This window comes from Streptomyces sp. NPDC048484 (genome assembly GCF_040651415.1).
Lineage (GTDB): Bacteria > Actinomycetota > Actinomycetes > Streptomycetales > Streptomycetaceae > Streptomyces.
In genome coordinates, this window is record NZ_JBEZJY010000014.1 from 70,136 (window position 1) to 93,047 (window position 22,912).

General features: G+C 68.3%; 15 protein-coding genes, 2 tRNA genes and 3 pseudogenes. 3 read left to right on the plus strand and 17 right to left on the minus strand.

What is annotated here, in order from left to right; all coding sequences use genetic code 11:
• Nucleotides 1–173: 173 nt before the first annotated feature.
• The 6 genes from AB0D14_RS16215 to AB0D14_RS16240 all read right to left on the minus strand — a co-directional run bounded on the left by AB0D14_RS16215 (nucleotide 174) and on the right by AB0D14_RS16240 (nucleotide 8,341).
• Nucleotides 174–1,193 (minus strand): rod shape-determining protein, encoded by a 1,020-nt coding sequence (locus tag AB0D14_RS16215; protein WP_362779128.1) that lies wholly within the window; start codon nucleotides 1,191–1,193, stop codon nucleotides 174–176.
• A 400-nt stretch (nucleotides 1,194–1,593) separates the two neighbouring features.
• A complete protein-coding gene (ndk, locus tag AB0D14_RS16220; RefSeq protein ID WP_362779130.1) occupies nucleotides 1,594–2,007 on the minus strand; it encodes a nucleoside-diphosphate kinase in 414 nt (137 codons plus the stop codon).
• A 226-nt stretch (nucleotides 2,008–2,233) separates the two neighbouring features.
• Nucleotides 2,234–2,587, minus strand: a complete 354-nt coding sequence (locus AB0D14_RS16225) for a DUF4233 domain-containing protein (RefSeq protein ID WP_362779133.1) — start codon at nucleotides 2,585–2,587, stop codon at nucleotides 2,234–2,236.
• Between the two features lie 3 nt (nucleotides 2,588–2,590).
• A complete protein-coding gene (locus tag AB0D14_RS16230; protein ID WP_362779135.1) occupies nucleotides 2,591–4,096 on the minus strand; it encodes a folylpolyglutamate synthase/dihydrofolate synthase family protein in 1,506 nt (501 codons plus the stop codon).
• Between the two features lie 185 nt (nucleotides 4,097–4,281).
• Entirely contained in the window at nucleotides 4,282–6,942 is a 2,661-nt protein-coding gene (locus AB0D14_RS16235) for a valine--tRNA ligase (protein ID WP_362779138.1), read from the minus strand.
• Nucleotides 6,943–7,129: 187 nt separating this feature from the next.
• Nucleotides 7,130–8,341: an RNA-guided endonuclease TnpB family protein gene (locus AB0D14_RS16240; RefSeq protein ID WP_362779140.1), complete on the minus strand. Its 1,212-nt coding sequence runs from the start codon at nucleotides 8,339–8,341 to the stop codon at nucleotides 7,130–7,132.
• A gap of 162 nt (nucleotides 8,342–8,503) precedes the next feature.
• Between AB0D14_RS16240 and AB0D14_RS16245 the strand changes: the two genes are divergently transcribed.
• A complete protein-coding gene (locus AB0D14_RS16245; RefSeq protein WP_362779143.1) occupies nucleotides 8,504–9,454 on the plus strand; it encodes a hypothetical protein in 951 nt (316 codons plus the stop codon).
• A gap of 763 nt (nucleotides 9,455–10,217) precedes the next feature.
• Here AB0D14_RS16245 and AB0D14_RS16250 read toward each other — a convergent pair.
• From AB0D14_RS16250 to AB0D14_RS16275, 6 genes are all read right to left on the minus strand, one after another.
• On the minus strand, nucleotides 10,218–10,508 hold the full coding sequence (locus AB0D14_RS16250) for a helix-turn-helix transcriptional regulator (protein WP_362779145.1): 291 nt from the start codon (nucleotides 10,506–10,508) through the stop codon (nucleotides 10,218–10,220).
• 288 nt (nucleotides 10,509–10,796) lie between these two features.
• Nucleotides 10,797–12,083 carry an ATP-dependent Clp protease ATP-binding subunit ClpX gene (clpX, locus tag AB0D14_RS16255; protein WP_362779148.1) on the minus strand — a complete coding sequence of 429 codons (1,287 nt, stop codon included), beginning with the start codon at nucleotides 12,081–12,083 and terminating at the stop codon, nucleotides 10,797–10,799.
• A 160-nt stretch (nucleotides 12,084–12,243) separates the two neighbouring features.
• Nucleotides 12,244–12,924 carry an ATP-dependent Clp protease proteolytic subunit gene (locus AB0D14_RS16260; protein WP_362779150.1) on the minus strand — a complete coding sequence of 227 codons (681 nt, stop codon included), beginning with the start codon at nucleotides 12,922–12,924 and terminating at the stop codon, nucleotides 12,244–12,246.
• Nucleotides 12,925–13,023: 99 nt separating this feature from the next.
• Nucleotides 13,024–13,629, minus strand: a complete 606-nt coding sequence (locus tag AB0D14_RS16265) for an ATP-dependent Clp protease proteolytic subunit (protein WP_362779337.1) — start codon at nucleotides 13,627–13,629, stop codon at nucleotides 13,024–13,026.
• 423 nt (nucleotides 13,630–14,052) lie between these two features.
• Nucleotides 14,053–15,480 (minus strand): trigger factor, encoded by a 1,428-nt coding sequence (tig, locus tag AB0D14_RS16270; protein WP_362779153.1) that lies wholly within the window; start codon nucleotides 15,478–15,480, stop codon nucleotides 14,053–14,055.
• A gap of 213 nt (nucleotides 15,481–15,693) precedes the next feature.
• Nucleotides 15,694–15,770: transfer RNA gene (locus AB0D14_RS16275), tRNA-Pro, on the minus strand.
• A gap of 153 nt (nucleotides 15,771–15,923) precedes the next feature.
• On the opposite strand from AB0D14_RS16275, the gene AB0D14_RS16280 reads away from it, so the two are divergent.
• A tRNA-Gly gene (locus tag AB0D14_RS16280) sits at nucleotides 15,924–15,994 on the plus strand.
• A gap of 70 nt (nucleotides 15,995–16,064) precedes the next feature.
• Here the strand turns inward: AB0D14_RS16280 and AB0D14_RS16285 are convergent.
• Nucleotides 16,065–16,598, minus strand: a pseudogene (locus AB0D14_RS16285) (alpha/beta fold hydrolase).
• Between the two features lie 73 nt (nucleotides 16,599–16,671).
• Nucleotides 16,672–16,866 (minus strand): hypothetical protein, encoded by a 195-nt coding sequence (locus AB0D14_RS16290; RefSeq protein WP_362779156.1) that lies wholly within the window; start codon nucleotides 16,864–16,866, stop codon nucleotides 16,672–16,674.
• A gap of 590 nt (nucleotides 16,867–17,456) precedes the next feature.
• Here AB0D14_RS16290 and AB0D14_RS16295 point away from each other — a divergent pair.
• Nucleotides 17,457–18,638: an acyltransferase family protein gene (locus AB0D14_RS16295; RefSeq protein WP_362779158.1), complete on the plus strand. Its 1,182-nt coding sequence runs from the start codon at nucleotides 17,457–17,459 to the stop codon at nucleotides 18,636–18,638.
• Between the two features lie 106 nt (nucleotides 18,639–18,744).
• Here AB0D14_RS16295 and AB0D14_RS16300 read toward each other — a convergent pair whose 3' ends face one another.
• The 3 genes and pseudogenes from AB0D14_RS16300 to AB0D14_RS16310 all read right to left on the minus strand — a co-directional run bounded on the left by AB0D14_RS16300 (nucleotide 18,745) and on the right by AB0D14_RS16310 (nucleotide 22,883).
• Nucleotides 18,745–19,236 (minus strand): HD domain-containing protein, encoded by a 492-nt coding sequence (locus tag AB0D14_RS16300; protein ID WP_362779340.1) that lies wholly within the window; start codon nucleotides 19,234–19,236, stop codon nucleotides 18,745–18,747.
• Nucleotides 19,237–19,531: 295 nt separating this feature from the next.
• Nucleotides 19,532–22,009, minus strand: a pseudogene (locus AB0D14_RS16305) (FtsX-like permease family protein); the annotation flags it as partial.
• Nucleotides 22,009–22,883: pseudogene (locus AB0D14_RS16310) on the minus strand (ABC transporter ATP-binding protein). The pseudogenes AB0D14_RS16305 and AB0D14_RS16310, both read right to left, overlap by 1 nt.
• Nucleotides 22,884–22,912 lie beyond the last annotated feature (29 nt).

Sequence of the window (22,912 nt, forward strand, 5' to 3'; positions counted from 1 at the left end):
TTCGTATGTGGCTCACCCAGTCGGGTTCCGAAGAACCCTGGAGGGCTCCGGAGTGCCCCTGAGCGGGGAACCGAGGCCGGAACCCGCAGGTTCCTTGGGGAGCTTATGCCTCAATATCAACGATCCGCCGTACGAGAAGGGATCATCTCGTACGGCGGAATCGAAGAGTTACGTCATCTGCGCGGCTGGGCGTCCAGCACCTGCTGGAGCGCCTCGAATTCCTCGACGCACTTGCCGGCGCCGAGCGCCACGCTGTCCAGCGGGTCCTCGGCGATGTGGATCGGCATGCCCGTCTCGCGGCGCAGCCGCTCGTCGAGGCCGCGCAGCAGGGCGCCGCCGCCGGTCAGTACGATCCCGCGGTCCATGACGTCGCCGGACAACTCCGGCGGGCACTTGTCGAGGGTGGTCTTGACCGCGTCGATGATCGCGTTGACCGGTTCCTCGATCGCCTTGCGGACTTCGGCCGCCGAGATGACGACGGTCTTAGGCAGGCCGGAGACCAGGTCCCGGCCGCGGATCTCGGTGTGTTCGTCCTTGTCGAGGTCGTACGCGGAACCGATCGTGATCTTGATCTGTTCGGCCGTCCGCTCACCGAGGAGGAGCGAGTACTCCTTCTTGATGTGCTGGATGATCGCGTTGTCCAGCTCGTCGCCGGCCACGCGGATGGACTGTGCCGTGACGATTCCGCCGAGCGAGATGACCGCGACCTCGGTGGTGCCGCCGCCGATGTCCACCACCATGTTGCCCGTGGCCTCGTGGACCGGCAGACCGGAACCGATGGCCGCGGCCATGGGCTCCTCGATGATGTGTACCTGGCGGGCGCCGGCCTGGGACGACGCCTCGATGACGGCACGGCGCTCGACGCCCGTGATGCCGGAGGGCACGCAGACGACGACCCGGGGGCGGGCGAGGTAGCGCCGCTTGTGGATCTTCAGAATGAAGTAGCGGAGCATGCGCTCGGTGATCTCGAAGTCGGCGATGACGCCGTCCCTCAGCGGACGGACGGCGACGATGTTGCCCGGCGTCCGCCCGATCATCTTCTTCGCTTCCGAGCCGACGGCGAGGATGCCACCGGTGTTGGTGTTGATCGCGACGACGGAGGGTTCGTTGAGCACGATCCCGCGACCCCTGACGTACACCAGCGTGTTGGCGGTCCCGAGGTCGACAGCCATGTCACGGCCGATGAACGACATTGAGTTCCCCATCAGGATTCGTCTGGCCTTCCCAAGTGGAGCTTTTGATGGCTTTTTAGGACGGCGAGGGTGAGCGCTGAGACGTGAAGGCTTCCATCGTAGTCTCGCCTGCACGAACACTGCGCGAGGGTCTTCGCCATTGTCACCAGATGACCCGCTGTCTCGCTTCTGGAGACGGCCCATCGGGGGAATGCGTTCCCCCGATCGCCACGCATATGCCAGCGACCGGCCACCATTCTGCGCAGACCGCAGGTCAGACGCCTACCTGCCTGACAAGGCTTCAGAAGGTTTTCACTACAGCCTGTTCACTACAGCCTGTTCGCTACACCCTAGAGGGCGGCCCTGCCCGGCGCGCAGCCGCCCCCGGGCGAGGCGGCCGCTGCCTGCTGTGCCGCAGAGGTCACACCAGGCCCGGGAAGAAGATCTTCAGCTCACGCTCGGAGGACTCCTCGGAGTCGGAGGCGTGGATCAGGTTCTCGCGGACGATCACGCCGAAGTCACCACGGATGGAGCCGGGAGCGGCGGCGATCGGGTCGGTCGGGCCCGCCAGCGCCCGTACGCCCTCGATGACGCGCTCGCCCTCGACGACCAGCGCCACGACCGGGCCGGAGGCCATGAAGGCGACCAGCGGCTCGTAGAAGGGCTTGCCCTTGTGCTCTCCGTAGTGCTGCTCCAGCGTGTCCTGGTCCAGCGTGCGCAGCTCCAGCGCGGTGATCTGCCAGCCGTCCTTGCGCTCGATACGGCCGATGATCTCGCCGGTCAGGCCACGACGGACGGCGTCGGGCTTGAGAAGGACGAGGGTGCGCTGGCTCACGGTGGTGGCTCCTTCGGGTCACTAATGTGCGGATTACGAGGCTACAGGGCGTGTCCGAATGCGTGTCACTCACCGTCAGGTGCTACGGCCAGGTGCTACGGCGCCGACCCTGTTGTCGCCCCCGCCGCCCGCGGGGTTCGGTCCAGGCCGATACGGGGTTCGAGGGCGGAGCCCTTGAGTCCCTTGAGGCCTTGAGGCCTTGAGTACGGGTCCATGGAGGTCGCCCCTACGCCGTACTGCCCCCCGCGTCCGCCTGCGCGGCGAACCGCGCCTTCGCCTCCTCCACCTTGCGTCCGAAGTGGACCGAGGCCCACCACAGCGCGGCGAAGACGACTCCCAGGAAGAACATCACCGGCACCACGAACCCGCTCCCGATCAGCGCGATCTGCAGCGCCCAGCCGAACTGGACACCTCCCGGCCGCGTGATCATCCCGCACAGCAGCAGACACAGCACCATCGCGATCCCGCTCACCGTCCAGACCATGGTCATGGACAGATCGGGATCCTTCATCGCCACAAGCCCGGCGAACCCGATGACGAAGAACTCACCGATCAGCGTCGAAGCACAGAGCGTACGCACGGCTCAGTTTCCCCCCAGAAGCAGCCGGGCCTCGCCGACCGTGATCACGGAACCGGTCACGAGGACGCCACCGCCCGCGTACTCGGCCTCCTCCTCGGCCAGGGTGATCGCGGCCTCCAGAGCGTCGTCCAGCCGGGGCTCGACCTGCACACGGTCGTCCCCGAACACCTCGACGGCGATCCCGGCCAGCTCGTCCACGTCCATCGCACGATGGCTGGAGTTCTGCGTCACGACGACCTCGGTGAGGATCGGCTCGAAGGCCTCAAGCAGCCCCCGTACGTTCTTGTCCCCGCTCGACCCGACGACGCCGATCAGCCGGCTGAAGTCGAAGACCTCCTGAACCGCCTCCGCGGTCGCCCGGGCGCCCGACGGATTGTGCGCGGCGTCCAGTACGACGGTCGGTGACCGGCGCATGATCTCCAGGCGCCCCGGCGAGGAGACCGACGCGAAGGCCTTGCGGATCGTGTCGATGTCGAGCGCCTCGGGCCGCTGGGACCCGACGCCGAAGAACGCCTCCACGGCGGCGAGCGCCACCGCGGCGTTGTGCGCCTGGTACGCCCCGTGCAGCGGGATGTACACCGCTTCGTACTCCCCGCCGAGACCCCGGAGCGTCAGCAGCTGCCCGCCCACCGCGACCTGTCGGCTCATCACACCGAACTCGAGCCCCTCGCGGGCCACGGTGGCATCGACCTCGACGGCCTTCTTGAGCAGCATCTGGGCGGCGTCGACGGGCTGCTGGGCCAGGATCACCGTCGCCCCCTGCTTGACGATCCCGGCCTTCTCCTTGGCGATCTCCCCCGGGGTCTCCCCCAGCCGGTCGGTGTGGTCCAGATCGATGGGAGTCACCACCGCGACATCCCCGTCGATCACGTTCGTGGCGTCCCAGCTGCCGCCCATCCCGACCTCCACGACGGCCACGTCGACGGGCGCGTCCGCGAAGGCCGCGTACGCCATGCCCGTGAGCACCTCGAAGAAGGACAGCCGGAACTCCTGAGCCGCGTCGACCATCTCGATGTACGGCTGGATGTCCTGGTACGTCTCCACGAACCGCTCGGCCGGGATCGATGCCCCGTCCAGGCTGATCCGTTCGGTGATCGACTGGACGTGGGGCGAGGTGTACCGCCCGGTGCGCAGCTCGAAGGCGCCGAGCAGGGCCTCGATCATGCGGGCCGTCGACGTCTTGCCGTTGGTCCCCGTGATGTGGATCGCGGGATACGCGCGCTGCGGATCGCCGAGCAAGTCCATGAGCGCGGCGATCCGGCTCACGGACGGCTCCAGCTTGGTCTCGCCCCACCGCGTGGCGAGCTCGGCCTCGACCTCGCGCAGCGCCTTGTCGGCCTCCGGGTCGTCCGGGCGCGCGGGAAGGTCGGCCTGCGGCTGCCCGCCCTGCGTACGCAGGGTGCGGCTGCCGGCCTCGATCAAGGCGAGATCGGGATCGCGCTCCGTCTCGGCCTCGACGATCTCGTCGAACGGATCGGACTCACTGCTGTCGTGCGGGAACTCACTCACACACCCAGTCTACGGAGCCCCACAGACAGCCCTCCTCAGGGGCGCGGGGAACTGCGCGACCAGCCACAGACAACCCGCACCTCCCCAACGCACCGGAGGAAGCGCCCAGCGCCCCGCACGGGCAAGGGCCCCGGAACCGTCCATGGTTCCGGGGCCCGGGGCTCGAGGCCCGAACACATACCTGCCTACGCCTGCTGCGGCAACCCCTCCAGCTGCGCCTCCAGGCGGACGATGTCCTCGTCGGCCTTGGCGAGCCGCGCCCGGATCTTGTCCACGACATGGTCCGGCGCCTTCGCGAGGAACGCCTCGTTGCCGAGCTTGGCGTTCGCCTGGGCCTTCTCCTTCTCGGCGGCGGCCAGATCCTTCGCGAGCCGCTTCCGCTCGGCAGCCACATCGATCGTGCCGGAGAGGTCGAGCGCGACCAGCGCACCCGCGACCGGCAGCGTCGCCGTGGCGGCGAAGGCGTCCCCCTCGGGCTGCAGACGCAGCAGCTGGCGGATGGCCGCCTCGTGCGGGGCGAACGCGGTCCCGTCGAGGGTCAGCCTGGCCGGCACCCGCTGCCCCGGCTGCAGCCCCTGGTCGGCACGGAAGCGGCGGACCTCCGTGATGACCTGCTGGAGCGTCTCGATCTCGCGCTCGGCGTTGGTGTCGCGGAAGCCGCCCGGGGCGTCGGCCCCAGGAACGAGCACAGCGTTCGGCCAGTCGGCGATCACGACCGACTCACCGCCCGTGAGGGTGGTCCAGAGCGTCTCCGTCACGAACGGGACGACCGGGTGCAGCAGCCGCAGCATGACGTCCAGGACCTCGCCGAGGACCCGCTTGCTGACCTCGGCGGCGGCGCCGCCCGCCATGAACGTCGTCTTCGACAGCTCGACGTACCAGTCGAAGACCTCGTCCCAGGCGAAGTGGAACAGCGCGTCGGAGAGCTTCGCGAACTGGAAGTCCTCGTAGAGCGCGTCCACTTGGGCGACCGTCGCGTTGAGCCGCGACAGGATCCACCGGTCCGTCGCCGACATCTCGGACGAGTCCGGGAGCGGGCCCTCGACCGTCGCGCCGTTCATCAGCGCGAACCGCGTCGCGTTCCAGATCTTGTTGGCGAAGTTCCGGGACGCCTGGACCCAGGCTTCGCCGATCGGCACGTCCGTACCGGGGTTGGCGCCGCGGGCCAGGGTGAAGCGGACGGCGTCGGCGCCGTACTCGTCCATCCAGTCGAGCGGGTCGACGACGTTGCCGAACGACTTCGACATCTTCTTGCCGCGCTCGTCACGGACCAGACCGGTCAGGGCGATGGTCTTGAAGGGGGCCTCGCCGTCCATCGCGTACAGGCCGAACATCATCATCCGGGCGACCCAGAAGAAGATGATGTCGTGGCCGGTGAGCAGGACGTCGGTCGGATAGAACTTCTTGAGGTCCGGGGTCTGTTCGGGCCAGCCGAGCGTGGAGAACGGCCACAGGCCGGACGAGAACCAGGTGTCGAGGACGTCGGTGTCCTGCGTCCACCCCTCGGCCTCCGTGCCGGGCGGCTGCTCGTCGGGGCCGACGCAGACCGTCTCGCCGTCCGGGCCGTACCAGATCGGGATGCGGTGGCCCCACCACAGCTGACGCGAGATGTTCCAGTCGTTGAGGTTGTCGACCCAGTCGAAGTACCGCTTCGACATGTCCTCGGGGTGGATCTTCACCCGGCCGTCGCGGACCGCGTCACCGGCGGCCTGCGCGAGCGGGCCGACCTTGACCCACCACTGCAGGGACTGCCGCGGCTCGATGGTGGTCCGGCAGCGCGAGCAGTGCCCGACGCTGTGGACGTACGGACGCTTCTCGGCGACGATCCGGCCCTGCGAGCGCAGCGCGCCGACGATGGCGCTGCGCGCCTCGTAGCGGTCGAGTCCCTCGAACGGGCCGTGGACGGTGATGACCGCCCGCTCGTCCATGACGGTGATCGACTCCAGGCCGTGGCGCCGGCCAATGGCGAAGTCGTTCGGGTCGTGGGCGGGGGTGACCTTGACTGCACCCGTGCCGAACTCGGGGTCGACGTGCGTGTCCGCGACGACCGGGATGGTGCGGTCGGTCAGCGGGAGCTTGATGCGCCTGCCGATGAGGTGCCGGTAGCGCTCGTCGTCGGAGTGAACGGCGACGGCGGTGTCACCGAGCATGGTCTCGGCACGCGTGGTGGCGACGACGAGGGTCTCGTCACCCTCGCCGTACGTGATGGAGACGAGCTCGCCGTCGTCCTCCTGGTACTCGACCTCGATGTCGGAGATGGCCGTCAGACAGCGGGGGCACCAGTTGATGATCCGCTCGGCGCGGTAGATCAGCTCGTCGTCGTACAGCTTCTTGAAGATGGTCTGGACGGCCTTGGACAGCCCTTCGTCCATGGTGAACCGCTCGCGGTCCCAGTCGACGCCGTCCCCGAGCCGACGCATCTGGCCCAGGATCTTGCCGCCGTACTCCTCCTTCCACTGCCAGACGCGCTCGACGAACGCCTCGCGCCCGAGGTCCTGCCGCGACCTGCCCTCCTCGGCGAGCTGCTGCTCGACCTTGTTCTGCGTGGCGATACCGGCGTGGTCCATGCCGGGCAGCCAGAGCGCCTCGTACCCCTGCATGCGCTTGCGGCGGGTCAGGGCGTCCATGAGCGTGTGCTGGAAGGCATGGCCGAGGTGCAGGGACCCGGTGACGTTCGGCGGCGGAATGACGATGGTGTACGGGGGCTTGTCGCTGTTCGCGTCGGCGGCGAAGTAACCCCGTTCGACCCAGCGCTCGTACAGCTTCCCCTCTACCTCGGCCGGCGCGTACTGGGTCGGCAGTTCGGGGGTGTTGGCTGGCGGCTGCTGCTGAGCGTTGTCGGTCACGGACCCAGTTTAGAGGTGTCACGGCCGTGTCCCGAAACACGATTCTTTCGTAACGGTGAGCCCTCCGGCGCGCCCCGCACCCAACGCCTGCGCCAGGATGTCGGGAACGTATAAGCACCTCGTCTCTCTGCAGCACTGACTACTGACCTGAGGATGACCGACTGGAGGGGAACCCAGATTGGCTTCCTCACCCCTCTTGGAGGGGGGAGTCCCATGGCTCGCGCCCTGGGGTTTCCTGCTTCACCGCCGACTGCCCGCCCGGAGTGCTCCGTTGGGGTCTTACACCGGCTCCACAGGCCGTCACCGCCAGCCCGGCGGCCTTGAGGTTCTGTGCCGCGTTTACATCGCGATCGTGGGCCGTTCCACAGTTGTCGCACGTCCAGGTACGGACATTCAGCGGCATCTTCTCCCGCACTGTGCCGCAGCGGGAGCACAGCTTGGACGAAGGGAACCACCGATCCACCGCGATCACCTCGCGGCCGTACCAGGCGGCCTTGTACTCGACCATGCTCCGAAACTCGCTCCACGCTGCATCGCTGATGGCGCGGGCGAGTTTGCCGTTCTTCAGCATGTTCCGAACAGTCAGGTCCTCGATCACGATCGTTTGGTTTTCACGAACGAGCCGGGTGGACAGCTTGTGCAGGTGGTCACGACGCCGGTCGGCGATGTGGGCGTGGATGCGAGCCACCTTACGACGGGCCTTGGCCCGATTGACCCCGTCACCCTTGGCCTTACGGGACAGCTCCCGCTGAGCTTTGGCGAGCCGGGCACGGTCCTTCCGCTCATGCCTCGGATTGGTGACCTTCTCTCCGGTGGAGAGGGTCAGCAGGTTGTTGAGCCCGGCGTCGACCCCGACGGCGGTCCCATTCGCTGGGAGCTGTCCGACGCCGCGGTCTTCGCACAGCAGGGACACGAACCAGCGCCCAGCCGCGTCCTGCGAGACAGTCACCGTCGAAGGCTGCGCCCCCTCCGGCAAAGGACGGGACCACACGATCGCCAGAGGTTCGGCCATCTTCGCCAGCGTCAGGTATCCGTCCCGAAAACGGAACGCAGAGGTGGTGTACTCGGCCGATTTCCGCGACTTCTTCTTCGACTTGAACCGCGGGTACCTGGACCGCTTACCGAAGAAGTTCGTGAACGCCGTCTGCAGGTGCCGCAGCGCCTGCTGGAGCGGAACCGAGGACACTTCGTTGAGGTACGCCAGCTCCTCTGTCTTCTTCCATGCCGTCAGCATCGCCGACGTGGCGTTGTAGTTGACCCGCTCCTGCCGCAGCGCCCACACCTCGGTACGGGCGGTCAGCGCCATGTTGTAAACCTTCCGCACGCATCCGAACGTGCGCGACAGCTCCGCCGCCTGCGCATCGGTCGGATAGAAGCGGTACTTGAACGCCCGCTTCATGCGAGAGACTCCATGCCTCACAATCTAGCACGTCAGCTTGTGAATTATCACCCACGGCGATCGAGTGATGACGCTCCGCTCCGGCGGCGCCGTCATTCCGCCCTGCCCGCAGAAGTTTGTTCACCCCTCGCCCAAGGCGGGGGTTTCAGCGGAGGAATCCAGATGAGCTACAACCAGCCGGGCCCGTACGGCGGGCAGCCCCAGCAGCCCGGACCGTACGGTCAACCGGGTCCCTACGGCCAGCCGCAGGCCCCCCAGCCCGGCTACGGCTACCCGCAGCAGGCTCCCCCGCAGCAGCCCGGTTACGGGTACCCCCAGCAGCCGCCTCCCGGGGCTCCTCAGCAGCAGCCCGGCTACGGCCAGCAGCCGCCGTACGGTCAGCAGCCCCCCGGCGCCCCCTACGGCGCCCCGATGCCGCCGGCTCCCGGCGGGGGCAAGAAGAAGACGGGCCTCATCGTCGGCGCGGTGGCGGTCGTGGCCGCGATCGCCGTCGGCGCGTACTTCGTCATCGGCGGGGGCGGCGGCAGCGGTTCCTCGGACATCGCGGACGACGGGCCGCACAAGCTGACGGCTCCCTCGGCGCTCTCGTCCGACAAGTACCGGCGTCAGGGCAACGCCCAAGAGAAGAAGGCGAGTTCCAGTGACGCAAAGGACCTTGCGAAGGCCGGGGTTACCAACTCCACGTCGATCGCTGCCATTTACTCGACGATGGACCTGACGACTCTCGATCCCACTGACCCCGCCGACATAGCGAAGACCGCAACCGCCGAGAACATCACGCTTCTCGGCGTCTACGGCGAGGTGAAGGATCCGGGGAAGGCACTCGACGTCACCTTCACTCAGATGAAGTCAGAGACGGACGATAACATCGAGCTGATCGGCGAGCCCAAGTCCGTCTCGCCCGATGGTTTTGCGGGGGCTCTGATGAAGTGCCAGCAGGCAAAGAGCAAGAACCAGCTCACGGAGAAGACCCAGAACACCCACATGTGCATCTGGGCCGACTACAGCACCATGGGGGTGGTGGAACCGACCACGGGCTCCAAGACATACACGTTGGACGAATCGGCCCAGATTGCGGCCGATGTCCGCAAGGAAGCCCGCGTGGCGAAGTAGCGCCAGCTACCAGGAGGGGCGCCCGATAGAACTCACCGGCGCCCCTCTCTCGTGTCCCGCGCTCGCTACTCAGGCACGCAGGCAAGCCGGATTGGCGACAGACAGCCTAACGTTGATCGCCGCCAACCTCGTGAGGCAGTGCGGGTTAGCGACCGTCCCGGGCACAGAGGTGATGGCCCCGTTGCTACAGGCGGCTCTCACCTTGGGGCCTGCGGTGTAGCCATGGCTCGCCACGTAGTTAACGCAGTTGATCTGGTCAGCGTGTGCCGTCGAGGCCGCAACCAGTGGCACGGCCCCAGCTGCTGCCGTCACACACAGCGCCAACACGGCGCGCTTCATCTTCATACTCTGAACCTCCCGTTTCGGGTCTGCCGCAAGGTGGTCAACCCTTGCTTGACCTAGACGATCATTTGAGGTGACCATGACGCCAGCGCCCAGTGTGAACTTGGCTTGATCTATGTAGGGATGACGTGAAAGCACACAAGGAGGGCGCCCGACGAAGATCGCTGGGTGCCCTCCTTGGCGTACGAGAGCCGGTCACGCCGCCTTCCCTGCAGGCGCCCCTGCCGTGCGGCGGCCCCACATTGATGCCCGGGCTGAACGGGAGCCAAGACAAGCAGCGTCTTCCCGGATGCCGTCGCGAACAAGAGAGAGGCCTTTGACGCCGGTCAAGCAGCAAACCCCTCTCTGTCGAACGCGACTACGAACAGCCCGCGGTCCAGCCTGCGCCGCCGACCGGACGGCATGACATCGCCGAGTCCGGTCAAAACCTTACGGACACATTCCCCACCGTGGCCAGTATCGTCAGCTCCCCACCGATGGCCTGAAGGTACACAGCCATCGTCGAGGTATCTAACTGGACACCCCCGCGCTCAATCTGGCTGATACGCCCCTGCGTCACGCCCATCGCCTTGGCGACCTGGACCTGCGTCATCCTCTGAGCCTTGTACAGAGGGGCGAGTTCGTAACCCCGCTCCGCGTCGACCATCTCCCGCTTGATCTCGTCGATGCGGGCACGCTTCTCCGGAGTGATCTCGGCGGTCACGTCATTCATGCTGCCGAGCTTCAAGGTACGCGGCGTACCTGGCGTCAGCCTGCTTGATCGCCTTCGGACACCACGCTCCCCACTGCCGCCCGCTCGCCTTGTTCCCAGCTACCAGGAACACCCCGCGCCAGACGGGATCGAAGACGAACGACATCCGGATACTGACCGAGCCTCCACTCCGGGGCCGCAGCATCCGCATATGCGGAACTGACTGCCCTCGATGGCTCCCACGGTCGGGCGCCGTAAGGGGCGCCCGGCAAGTTCCAGCCGGGCGCCCCTTACTCGTCTGCTTGCCGCTCAGGCGGTCTTCTGCTCCCCCGGGCCGCGGCCCCGCGCGTCGCGCGGGATCAGGGTCGGGTTCACGTTCGAACGGACGACCTCCGAGGTGATGACGACACGGGCCACGTCCTTGCGGGACGGGACCTCGTACATCACCGCCTGCAGGACCTCTTCCATGATGGCGCGCAGGCCGCGCGCGCCGGTCTGGCGGAGGATCGCCTGGTCGGCGATGGCCTCAAGGGCCTCGCGCTCGAACTCCAGCTCCACGCCGTCCAGTTCGAAGAGGCGCTCGTACTGTTTCACCAGCGCGTTGCGCGGCTCCACCAGGATCTGGAGGAGGGCCTCGCGGTCGAGGTTGTGGACCGACGTGATGACCGGGAGACGGCCGATGAACTCGGGGATCATGCCGAACTTCACCAGGTCCTCGGGCATGACGTCCTCGAAGCGGTCCTTCGCCTCAAGTTCCTTCTTCGAGCGGATCGTCGCGCCGAAGCCGATGCCCTTGGCACCCGCTCGGGACTCGACGAGCTTCTCCAGGCCCGCGAAGGCACCGCCCACGATGAACAGGACGTTCGTCGTGTCGATCTGGATGAACTCCTGGTGGGGGTGCTTGCGTCCGCCCTGCGGAGGCACGGAGGCCGTGGTGCCCTCCAGAATCTTCAACAGGGCCTGCTGGACACCCTCGCCCGACACGTCACGCGTGATCGACGGGTTTTCGCTCTTACGAGCCACCTTGTCGATCTCGTCGATGTAGATGATGCCGGTCTCGGCCTTCTTGACGTCGTAGTCCGCTGCCTGGATCAGCTTCAGCAGAATGTTCTCGACGTCCTCGCCGACGTATCCCGCCTCCGTCAGTGCCGTCGCGTCCGCGATGGCGAACGGGACGTTCAGCATGCGGGCCAGTGTCTGCGCCAGCAGCGTCTTGCCCGAGCCTGTGGGGCCGAGCAGCAGGATGTTGGACTTCGCCAACTCGATGGCGTCCTCGCGGTTCTGACCCGCGCTGTTCTCGCCGGCCTGGACCCGCTTGTAGTGGTTGTACACCGCGACCGAGAGGGCCTTCTTGGCCGGCTCCTGGCCTACGACGTATCCCTCGAGGAACTCGTAGATCTCGCGAGGCTTGGGAAGTTCCTCCCAGCGCACCTCGCTCGTCTCCGCGAGCTCTTCCTCGATGATCTCGTTGCAGAGATCGATGCACTCGTCGCAGATGTACACACCAGGGCCTGCGATGAGCTTTTTGACCTGCTTCTGGCTCTTGCCACAGAACGAGCACTTGAGCAGATCGCCGCCGTCACCGATGCGTGCCACGGTGTGCTTCCCCTTCGCCTGGGAGACGCCTAGGTCCAGCGGCTCCTGGTGCTGCCTTATGTCCGACGGTACCTTGCCGAGCCCCTCGTTCGGGCCCCCCTTGGCGCGGTTCACTTTGTCGTGAACCGCGCCAAGGAGCGGCAGACGATACAGCGACGCGTCACGCGACCGAGGCGTTGTTCATCTTCCGGGTCGAGATGATCTGGTCGACCAGACCGTACGCCAAGGCGTCCTCGGCCGTGAGGATCTTGTCGCGTTCGATGTCCTCGCGGATCTTCTCGATGGGCGTCGTCGAGTGCTTGGCCAGCATGTCTTCCAGCTGACCGCGCATCCGGAGGATCTCGTTGGCCGCGATCTCGAGGTCCGAAACCTGGCCGCGGCCGGTCTCGCTGTAGGGCTGGTGGATCAGCACGCGCGCGTTCGGAAGTGCCATGCGCTTGCCCGGCGTACCGGCCGCCAGCAGGATCGCGGCGGCCGAGGCGGCCTGACCCATGCAAACAGTCTGGATGTCGGGCTTCACGAACTGCATCGTGTCGTAGATCGCAGTGAGGGACGTGAAGGAGCCGCCGGGGCTGTTGATGTAGATCGAGATGTCACGGTCGGGGTCCATCGACTCCAGGCACAGCAGCTGCGCCATGACGTCGTTGGCGGAGGCGTCGTCGATCTGCACGCCGAGGAAGATCACGCGCTCCTCGAACAGCTTCGCGTACGGGTCGTACTCACGCACGCCCTGCGAGGTGCGCTCGACGAAGCGCGGGATGACGTAGCGGGACTCCGCGCTGGGACCCGTGTACTCGGCCTGCGCGCGGGTGTGGATCCCGCTCCCGGGGAAGTCGTTCACTGTGTCTCCTGAAGAGCCTGATAAGGGCTGAGGCGGTCGGCTGGGCGGGGGAGGGGTGGGTGCCGGCCTGCGCCGACGCCCGGGTCGGCGCCGGCCGCCCTACGCCGCCCCGGTGCCGCCGCCGCCCGGCATTGCGGCAGCGGTGGGCATGATGTCGTCGATGAGGCCGTACGCCTTGGCCTCGATCGGGTCGAACCAGCGGTCACGGTCCGAGTCGCGGGTGACCTGGTCCACGGTCTGGCCGGTGTGGAAGGAGGTCAGCTCCGCCATCCGCTTCTTGGTGTGCAGCAGCCGCTCGGCGTGGATCTTGATGTCCGACGCGGAACCGGCGAGGCCGGCCGAGGGCTGGTGGATCAGGATCTCCGCGTTCGGCAGCGCGAAGCGCTTGCCCGGAGTGCCCGCGCTCAGCAGGAACTGGCCCATGGAGGCCGCCATGCCCATCGCGATCGTCACGACGTCGTTCTTGATGTACTGCATCGTGTCGTAGATCGCCATGCCCGCGGTGATGGAGCCGCCGGGGCTGTTGATGTAGAGGTAGATGTCCTTCTCCGGGTCGGAGGCAAGGAGCAGCAACTGCGCGGTGATCTTGTTGGCGATGTCGTCGTCGACCGCCTGGCCGAGGAAGATGATCCGCTCGCCGAGCAGCCGGTTGTAGACCTGGTCGCCGAGGCCACCACCGATGGGGTCGCCGGCGGCTGTGGGCATCAGATTCGTCACGTATCCACCTGCTCGTCTTACGACGGCGCCGGGCCGTCTACACGTCTTCTGCTGGGGGCGTGGGACCCCGTGTGCGCGCCGTGTCGGACGGCTCCGGGGACTCCCCTGCCCTCGTACTCATGGACCCTAACGCGCGGGTCCCTCCGGGGAATCCCGGAGAAGGAACTGTTCGCTGTGAGCGCATGCGCTCCGCGGGGCCCAGCAGGGAATTCGCCGGGCCCAGCCCCCTCCAGGGGCGCGGGGAACCGCGCGCTCGGCCACCGCCGGGCCGCAGGCGCGTCTGCCTCCGGCGGTGCGTCGGCGGGTGCGGCTTGTCGTGGGTCGCCCGCGCCATTCCCCGCGCCCCTGGAAGGCCCTACGGGCCCCCAGGACAATTCCTGGGGGCCCGTAGGGCGTACTGCAGAGGCGGATTCAGGCCTCGGACTTCTCCGAGGAGGCCTCGGGAGCGTCGGTGGCCTCGGGGGCCTCCTCAGCCGCTTCCTCGGTCGAGTCCTCGGCAGAGGTCTCCGCGGAGGCCTCGTCCTCGTCCTCGTCGTCCAGGTCCACGACCTCGCCGTTCGTGTCCTTGACGGTGGCGGCCTCGACGACCACGGCAAGAGCCTTGCCGCGGGCGACCTCGCCGACCAGCATCGGAACCTGGCCGCCTTCGACGACCTGCTGGGCGAACTGGTCGGGGGACATGTTGGAGGAGGCGGCACGCCGCATGAGGTGCTCGGTGAGCTCCTCCTGGCTGACGTTCAGCTTCTCCTTGTTGACGAGCTCGTCCAGGACGAACTGCGTCTTGATGCCCTTGACCGCGGCTTCCTTGTTCTCGGCGTCGAACTCCTCGGCCGTCTTGCCCTGGATCTCGAGGTACTTCTCGAGGTCGAGGCCCATCTGGCCGAGCTGGTGGTGCTCCAGGTTGTGCTTGCGGGTGTTGATCTCGTCCTCGAGGAGCTTCTCGGGAACGGGCACCTCGACGAGCTCCAGCAGCTTCTCCAGGACTCGCTCCTGGGCCTGCGTGGCCTGGTCGTACTGCTTCATGTTCTCAAGGCGCTTGCGGCTGTCGGCGCGGAGCTCGTCGAGGGTGTCGAACTCCGACGCGAGCTGCGCGAAGTCGTCGTCCAGCTCGGGCAGCTCGCGCTTGGCGACCTGGCTGACCTTGACGGTGACCTCGGACTCCTTGCCGGCCGCCGAGCCGCCCTTGAGCTCGGAGGCGAAGGTGGCCTCGCCACCGGCCTCCAGGCCCTTCACGGCGTCGTCGATGCCGTCCAGCAGCTCACCGGAGCCGATGGTGTAGGAGACGCCGCTCGCGACGCCGTCCTCCAGGACCTCGCCGTCGACCTTGGCCTCCAGGTCGAGGGTGACGACGTCACCCTCCTCGGCGGCACGCTCGACGGGGGCGGTCGACGCGAAGCGCTCACGCAGCTCCTCGACGGCCTTGTCGATGTCCTCCTCGCCGACCTCGACGGCGTCGACCTCGACCTCGATGCCGGAGTAGTCCGGGATCTCGATGGTCGGGCGGACGTCGACCTCGGCGGTGAAGTTCAGCGTGTCGCCGTCCTTCAGCTCCGTGATGTCGACCTCGGGCTGGCCGAGGACGTTCAGCTCGGCCTCGTTGACCGCGTCGGTGTAGAACTTCGGAAGCGCGTCGTTGACCGCTTCCTCCAGAACCGCACCACGGCCGAACCGCTGGTCGATGACACGGGCCGGAATCTTGCCCTTCCGGAACCCCTTCACCGTGACCTGCTGGTTGATCTTCTTGTACGCCGCGTCGAGGCTGTCCTTGAGCTCCTCGAAGGGCACCTCGATGCTGAGCCGAACCCGGGTCGGGTTCAGGGTCTCCACGGCGCTCTTCACGGTTGGGTCTCCTTGGGGGCTGACTTCTTCGGGGTTCTGCTGACGTTCTCCGCCGGATACGGCGGAGCCTCAGCGGATTGGCGGCCCTTGAGGGACGTAACAAACGCAGACACACGGGCGCGCAGTCTGCATAGTAGCCGCAGGCGGTACACGCCCCAAAAGGCGATCATGCCGATGGTCCGGCAGATGGTCCGGCGCGGTGATCCGGCACGGTGGTCGGGGTGGCGGGATTTGAACCCACGGCCTTCCGCTCCCAAAGCGGACGCGCTACCAAGCTGCGCCACACCCCGTCTGGTGCGACACGTAGGGTACATGCCCGGGGACCGTGCGACGCCCGCATTTCCCGTGGCGTCCTCCCCCGCCGGACCGCGGTGTGCGGCGACGGGGTGCGACCCGCTACGATGCTCCTGTGCCGCGCGTCACTGACCTGCGGCGCGCTCTGTGCGGGCGTAGCTCAATGGTAGAGCCCTAGTCTTCCAAACTAGCTACGCGGGTTCGATTCCCGTCGCCCGCTCTCGACAGTTCAGGGCCAGGCCAGAGGTTTACTCCTCCGGTCTGGCCCTGACTCGTTCCGTGCGGGCGGGTCAGTCGCGGAGGAACGTGAGCAGGGCGGCGAGCAGCCGGGCCGGGGCGTCCAGGGGGACGAGGTGGTCGGCGGCCGGGTAGCCGGCGGCCGGGATCACGCGCAGACGGGCTCCGGGGATCAACGCGACCAGTTCCTCGCCCTTGGCGGGCGGGATCCAGCTGTCCTCCGCGCCCCAGCAGACGGTGACGGGCAGGTCCATCGTGCGGGGTACAGGCCCTGGATCTCGTCCGTGTGGCGCTGGTCGGCCTGGGGCGATCTAGGCGATCTGGCGGTAGAACGCCGCCTGCCCGGCGAACGCCTCGTCCTGCGCCCTCGGTGAGACGTCCTGGCCTTCGCCCTTTCCCGAGCTGCCGTAGCCGGGCATGCCCCAGACGTGGACCCGGTAGCCCTCGGCGGCCGGCGCCGGGGCGATCTCGTGCCACACGCAGGAAGAGAACGGGGTGCCGTGCAGCAGCACGGCCGGCGGGCCGTCCACCGGTCCGAGGCGGTCCCACCGGAGGGTCCCGACCGGACTCTCCCAGCTCTCGCGCAGCCGCCGGTCGGTCTTCGGGTTCACATCCGCTCCTCCGCCGCGCGCCCACGGTTCGCCGGGCCTCTGGGCCCGCTCAGAACTGGATCGAGTTGATGGTCTCCGCTACCGAGTTGAGGAAGCGCTGAATGTCGTCCGCCATGCCCGTGGAGGCAAGGAAGAACCCGAAGAGCACAGCGACAACCGCCGGCCCCGCCTTGATCGATCCACCCCGGATCAACACCACCAGGACGATCGCCAACAGCAGCACCACTGACAGCGAAATGGCCACAACTGATCACACCCTACGGTCGGTCCGCTCTCCCGGCCCGGAGGTGCAGCCCCGCACACCCCCGCCAGAACCATCGTGCCACCAACAGGCCCCCCGTATGCGGCGGGTGAGGTATCCATCGGTCACCGACGCGAACGGCCGGACGACGCACGGCAATTCGAGTCACCCGCCCCTGGGAAATCAAGAACGATCGTTTCCATGCCCACACATCTGTCCACACAACTTGTTCGCAGGTAATTCGAATTGTCGGCACAGGCACACCCATCGGCCCGACACGGGGGTTATTAACAGATCACTAAAGCTGACTCAACCGGACATTTCACCAGAGTCGCCCGCGAACGTTATGCGGCGTTTAGTCGTGACAAACCTGGACGCACCACCCGTACGTGATGTGGCGAGCGCCATAGTCGTTGCCATGTCAACTTCCCCGAATACTGGGTACCCGCAGAACCATAAGCAGGACTCGCCTCAGGGGTTTTACGGAATCCCACAGACAACGCTAGGGTGTTTCAGATGTCCTACGCTGCCTCGTCCCCCGCATGTGCAGCGAGGTCGCGGATCGTCTCCCCCAGCTCCTGGTGGGTGGGTCTGTGACGAACTCGCTCCGTCCGCACGGCCAACAGAAGGCTCCGCTCCCGCCGGCCCGGTCACCGGCATCGGCACCGGGAGTACCGAGTCCGCGACCACCCGAGGCTCCGCAGGCGGGCACCGCCACCGCCGGGCCGGACGCCAAACCTGTCAAGCAGCGCGACGCGTTCTTCGACAACGCCAAGTACCTGGCGATCGTGTTCGTCGCCATGGGCCATGCCTGGGAACCGCTGACCGACCACAGCCGCGCCGCCGAGGCGCTCTACATGGTCGTCTACAGCTTCCACATGCCGGCCTTCATCCTCATCTCCGGTTACTTCTCCCGCAGTTTCGACATGCGCCCCGACCGGCTGCGGCGGCTGATCACGGGTGTCGCGGTGCCGTACGTCCTCTTCGAGGTGGCGTACTCCTTCTTCAAGAAGTGGGCCGACGACGACCCGAGCCACCCGATCAGCCTGCTGGACCCCTGGTACCTCACCTGGTTCCTGGTCGCGCTGTTCGTGTGGCGGATGACCGTCCCGCTGTGGAAGGTCGTGCGCTGGCCCGTGCCGCTCGCGCTCGCCATCGCCGTCCTCGCCTCCGTCTCCCCCGACATCGGCGACGACCTGGACCTACAGCGCGTCCTGCAGTTCCTGCCGTTCTTCGTCGTGGGCCTGTGCATGAAGCCCGAGCACTTCCAGCTGATGCGGCGCCAGGAGGTCCGGGTCCTGTCGGTGCCGGTCCTCGCGGTCACTCTGGCCTTCGCGTACTGGGCGGGGCCGCGCATGAGTTCGGCCTGGTTCTACCATCGCGACAGCGCCCAGGAACTGGGTGCGCCCTGGTGGGCCGGTGTTGTGATGACGCTCGCCATGTTCGGCTGTTCGATGGTGCTCACGTCGTGCTTCTTCGCGTGGGTGCCACGCCGCAGGATGTGGTTCACGGTGCTCGGCGCGGGCACGCTGTACGGCTACCTGCTGCACGGCTTCCTGGCCAAGGGCTCCCGTTTCTGGGGCTGGTACGACGACTACGCCTGGCTGAACAGTCCGGTCGGCTCGGTCCTGGTCTCCGTCATCGCCGCGGCCGTCATCACCGCCCTGTGCACCCCGCTCGTGCAGCGTATGTTCCGCTTCGCGATGGAGCCGAAGATGGAGTGGGCGTTCAAGCGGGACGCCACGGAGCTCGCCCGCGAGCGGGCCAAGCCCTGAGGGCTTGGCCCGGCTAAAGGCCCTGCGGGCTTGCGGTATGCGTATGTGCCTGCCTGCCGGTCCGGTGGGGGCTTGTCGCGCAGTTCCCCGCGCCCCTTAGGAGCGCTCAGGGCTGCGGTAGGCCCAGGAGTTCGCGCATCGTCGCGTACTTCTGGGTCAGGCGGGCCCTCGTTGGTTCGTCGAGGGCCGCGAGCCGTGTCGGGTTCGCGTTGTGGGACAGGTCGGACTCCTTCACCAGGAGGGCTCCGGGAACGGCCAGGATGCGTCCGGCGTACGTCTCCGGGGACTCGCCCGGCCGCTTGGTGACCGCCAGCACGATGGCCTTCGTACGGGCCGACAGTGCGGCTTCGCGCAGCCAGCCCTCGGAGAGTGCGTCGTCCTCGACGGAGTCGTGCAGCCAGGCGGCGGCGATCTGCTCCTCGTCGCCGCCGCGGGCCCGCACCCCGTCGGCCACCGCCCGCAGATGCTCGGCGTACGGGCGGCCCGCCTTGTCCCTCTGGGCGGCGTGCGCGCTGCGCGCCAGGGCCTCGACCTCTGTGAGCGACAGAGTCGGAGTCGGGGAGGAGGGCCCAGGCGTTCGGCGCTCGTTGTCGGTCATGCGTCGAGTGTGCCCCTTGACGCCCTCGCCTGCCCGAGGGCAGGCGATTCCGGTCCGTACTGCTACGCAGTACCACCACGGGTTCCTGTTTCACGGGCCTCTGCCGACCGGTGAGGGTCGGTCTTACAGGGCCTCCGCAGGCCTGACTTCCCGCCCGTCCGGCGGTAGGCCGGACAACTCCGTTGTCCGGCAAGGCCATTCTAGCCATGCCGCTGCGACCCTCCGGGCCGCTATGGGCAGGATGCCCTTCACCTCCACTCCACCCTGAAGGGTGGAGCACTGGGCAAGTGTTCGGTAGCGCCGCCCTGGCCGGCACGGTCACCGCCGTCAGTCCGAGGACCAGGATGCCCGCCGCGAACGAGCCGTACACCAGCGGGGGGATGTACGGTGCCTGGCCCGTCAGACCCTTCATCATCGGGACGAGGGTGGCGAGCGCGATGGCCGTGCCGAGGGCGATCCCGGCCAGTGCGACGAGCAGCGCCTCCCAGCGGATCATGCGCATGACCTGGCGGCGGGTGGAGCCGATGAGCCGCAGTGTGTCCAGTTCGCGGCGGCGGTCGAGCACCGTCATCACCAGGGTGTTGGCGGCGGCGACGGCCGCGAAGCCGCCGAGGACGGCCGCCATGACGGTGTTCGCCCACTCGTTCAGTTCGAGGTCGCGCGACCGGGCGGTGACGTAGTCGCCGCGGTCCAGGACCGTGCCCACCTTCGCCAGGTCGGCGGCGCTCCCGCCGCGTGTCCACACCTCGGTGGTGAAGGCGGAGGTGACGCGGGCCGCCAGGCCGGCCCGGCCCATGGTGACCTGGGACAGCCCCATGCCCCTCCCGTACGTGGCCACGACGCGCGGCGACGTCTTCGTACCGTCGGGCAGGCGCAGCTCGATACGGTCGCCCACGCCGGCGCCGGCGCTCCTGGCCAGTGCGGCGTCGACCGCGACCTCGCCCCGTTCCAGCGACAGGGCGCCCTTCTCGACCTTCAGGTCCTGCACGCGGGCCAGGTCGCGAGGCGAGCCCGTGACCCCCTGCGCGGAGGCCGAGTCGAGCATCCCGTTCCCCCGGAAGAGGACCTCGGTCTTCAACAGGCCGACGGCCGCGGTGACTTCGGGGACGCGGGCGGCCTCCCGTACGGCGCCCGGGGCGAGGCCCGCGTCGGACGTCACGATGTGGTCGGCCACGATGCCGTCCCGTTGCTGCTCCTGGGTGGCCCGCTCCTCACTGGCGTGCATGAAGACGAGGACGGACGAGAAGGCCGTCGCGAGGACGATCGGGGTGATCGCGGAGGCCATCCGACGGGCGTTCGTACGGGCGTTGGCGGCGGCGAGTGAGGCGGACGCGCCCGCTCCGCGCAGCGGAAGCCCGAACAGGGCGGCGCAGGCACGTGCGACGAGCGGCCCCAGCAGTGCCACCGCAAGCATGAACAGCATCACGATGCCCAGCGCCGCGTTGGCGGCGTCCTCGCCGGTCAGTGAGGCGGCGAACCCCGCGCAGACAAGGCCCCCGACGGCCGCCGCGATCCCCAGCGGGGTGCGGATCCAGCCCGGGCGCAGCCGCTCCACGGAGGCCTCGACGAGCGCCTGCCCCGGCTTGGTCCTGGCCGGGCGGCGGGCGGCCGCGTATCCCGCGACCAGCGCGGCCACCAGTACCGTGCCGATGGCCGCGAGCAGCGGGATGTACGAGACGGACAGGCCGACGGCCTCCGGGACGGCGCCCTTGTCCCTGAGCTGCCCGAACCACCACTTGGCCAGGGCGATTCCGGGCAGGCAGCCGGCCAGGCCCGCGAGGGGTGCGACGAGCAGGGTCTCGGTGGCGACGGAGCGGCGGATCTGGCGCGGGGTCGTACCGATGGCACGCAGCAGGGCGAACTCGCGGGCGCGCTGGGCCACCGACAGGGCGACGGTGCCCATGGCCGTGAAGACGGCGACCGTCGCGGCGATGCCGCCGAAGGAGCCGCCGAGTGCGATGAGCATCTCCTTGGCCTCGGCGAGGGAGGAGTCCTCCACGGCCCCGCGGTCGTCGCCGGTGTGCACCTCGGCGCGGTTCCCGAGGGCGTGCGCCACCTGGGACTTGAGGGTCGCGGCGGGTGTTCCGTCCTTCGGGAGGACGGCGATGGCGTCGATGCGGCCGGGGTGCCCGGAGATGCGAACGGCTTCGGTGTCGGCGAACCAAGCCGTGGGCTCCGCCGCCTCCTCCGCATTCCCCGTCTCCCCCGCCGTCCACGCCTTCGTCAGGCCGGCGACGCGGAAAGTGCGGGGGCCGTCGGCGGTCGTGAGGGTGACGCGGGCGCCCACCTTGCCCTCGGTGCGGTCGCCGATCCTGCCCTCGGCGAGGACGACTTCGCCCTCGCGGGGAGCGTGTCCCGCCGTCAGCCGTTCGCCCGTGAAGGCGGTGGAGCCCCAGCCGTGCGCGGTGACCCGCTCACCCGTACGCGTCCGGAGGGGGAAGGTCACGTCCGGCACCGCCGCCCGCGCACCCGGCACCGAGCCCGCCTTCGCGACCAGCGAGTCGTCGAGGCGGGCCCGGTCCGTGACCGGCACGGGGTCGTCCTCGCGGTCCTCGCCGTGCCCGGTGACGAGGTGGGCGCGCTGGTCGGCGGCGGCGATCACAGGGGCCTGGGCATAGCGGACGGGCGGGACCGAGGCGCGCAGGCCGGTCTCCAGGAGGATGCCGCAGGCCGAGACGATGAACGCGGCCATGGCGAGTGCGACGAACGTGCCCACGAACGCGGCGGGCTTGAAGCGGACGGCGGCGCGGGCGAGCCCGTTGGGCACGAACATCAGGCTGCCGCTCCCGTGACTGCTGCTCCCGTGACTGCCGCTCCCGCGTACGAAGGGACCGTCAGGGCGGTCATACGGGCGGCGATCCGGTCGGCCGAGGCGCCTTCGAGGCGGTCGGTGATCGAACCGTCGGCGAGGAAGAGCACGCGGTCGGCCCAGGCCGCGGCCGTCGGGTCGTGGGTGACCATGACGACCGTGGCCCCCAGCCCGTCCACGGCCTGCCTGAGGAGCCCGAGGACCTCGGACGCGGTCGTCGTGTCGAGCGCGCCGGTGGGTTCGTCCGCGAAGACGACATCGGGCCGGGTGACGAGGGCGCGGGCGATGGCGACCCTCCCCCAGTGCCTTAAGGGCCTGGGGGGACCCCCAGCTGCTGGCCGCCGGAGAGCTGGCCGGGGCGTCGCCGTCCGAGGCCGTCGAGGCCGACCTGACGCAGGATGTCGGCCGCCCGTCGCCGGTCGGGCCGGTGGCCCGCGAGGCGCATCGGCAGCACGATGTTCTGCTCGACGGTCAGGGACGGCAACAGGTTGAACGCCTGGAAGACGAATCCCAGGCGGGAACGCCTCAGCGCCGTCAGCTTGTTCTCGCTCATGCCCGTGATCTCGGTGCCGCCGAGCCGGACCGTGCCGCCGTTCGGCCGGTCGAGACCGGCCGCGCACTGCAGGAACGTGGACTTGCCCGAGCCGGAGGGCCCCATGACGGCGGTGAAGCTGCCGCGCGGCAGGGCGAGATCGATGCCACGCAGGGCGTGCACCGCCGAGGAGCCACGCCCGTACTGGCGCCGCACGCCCCGGAGTTCGACGGCCCAGTCGCCCGCCGGGCCGGTCGGGTCGTGTACGGCGTTCCCGTCCTCGTACCGCTTCCTGCGCAGCCCCATGGCCGGGTCCGCCTTCCGTCATCCGTCGT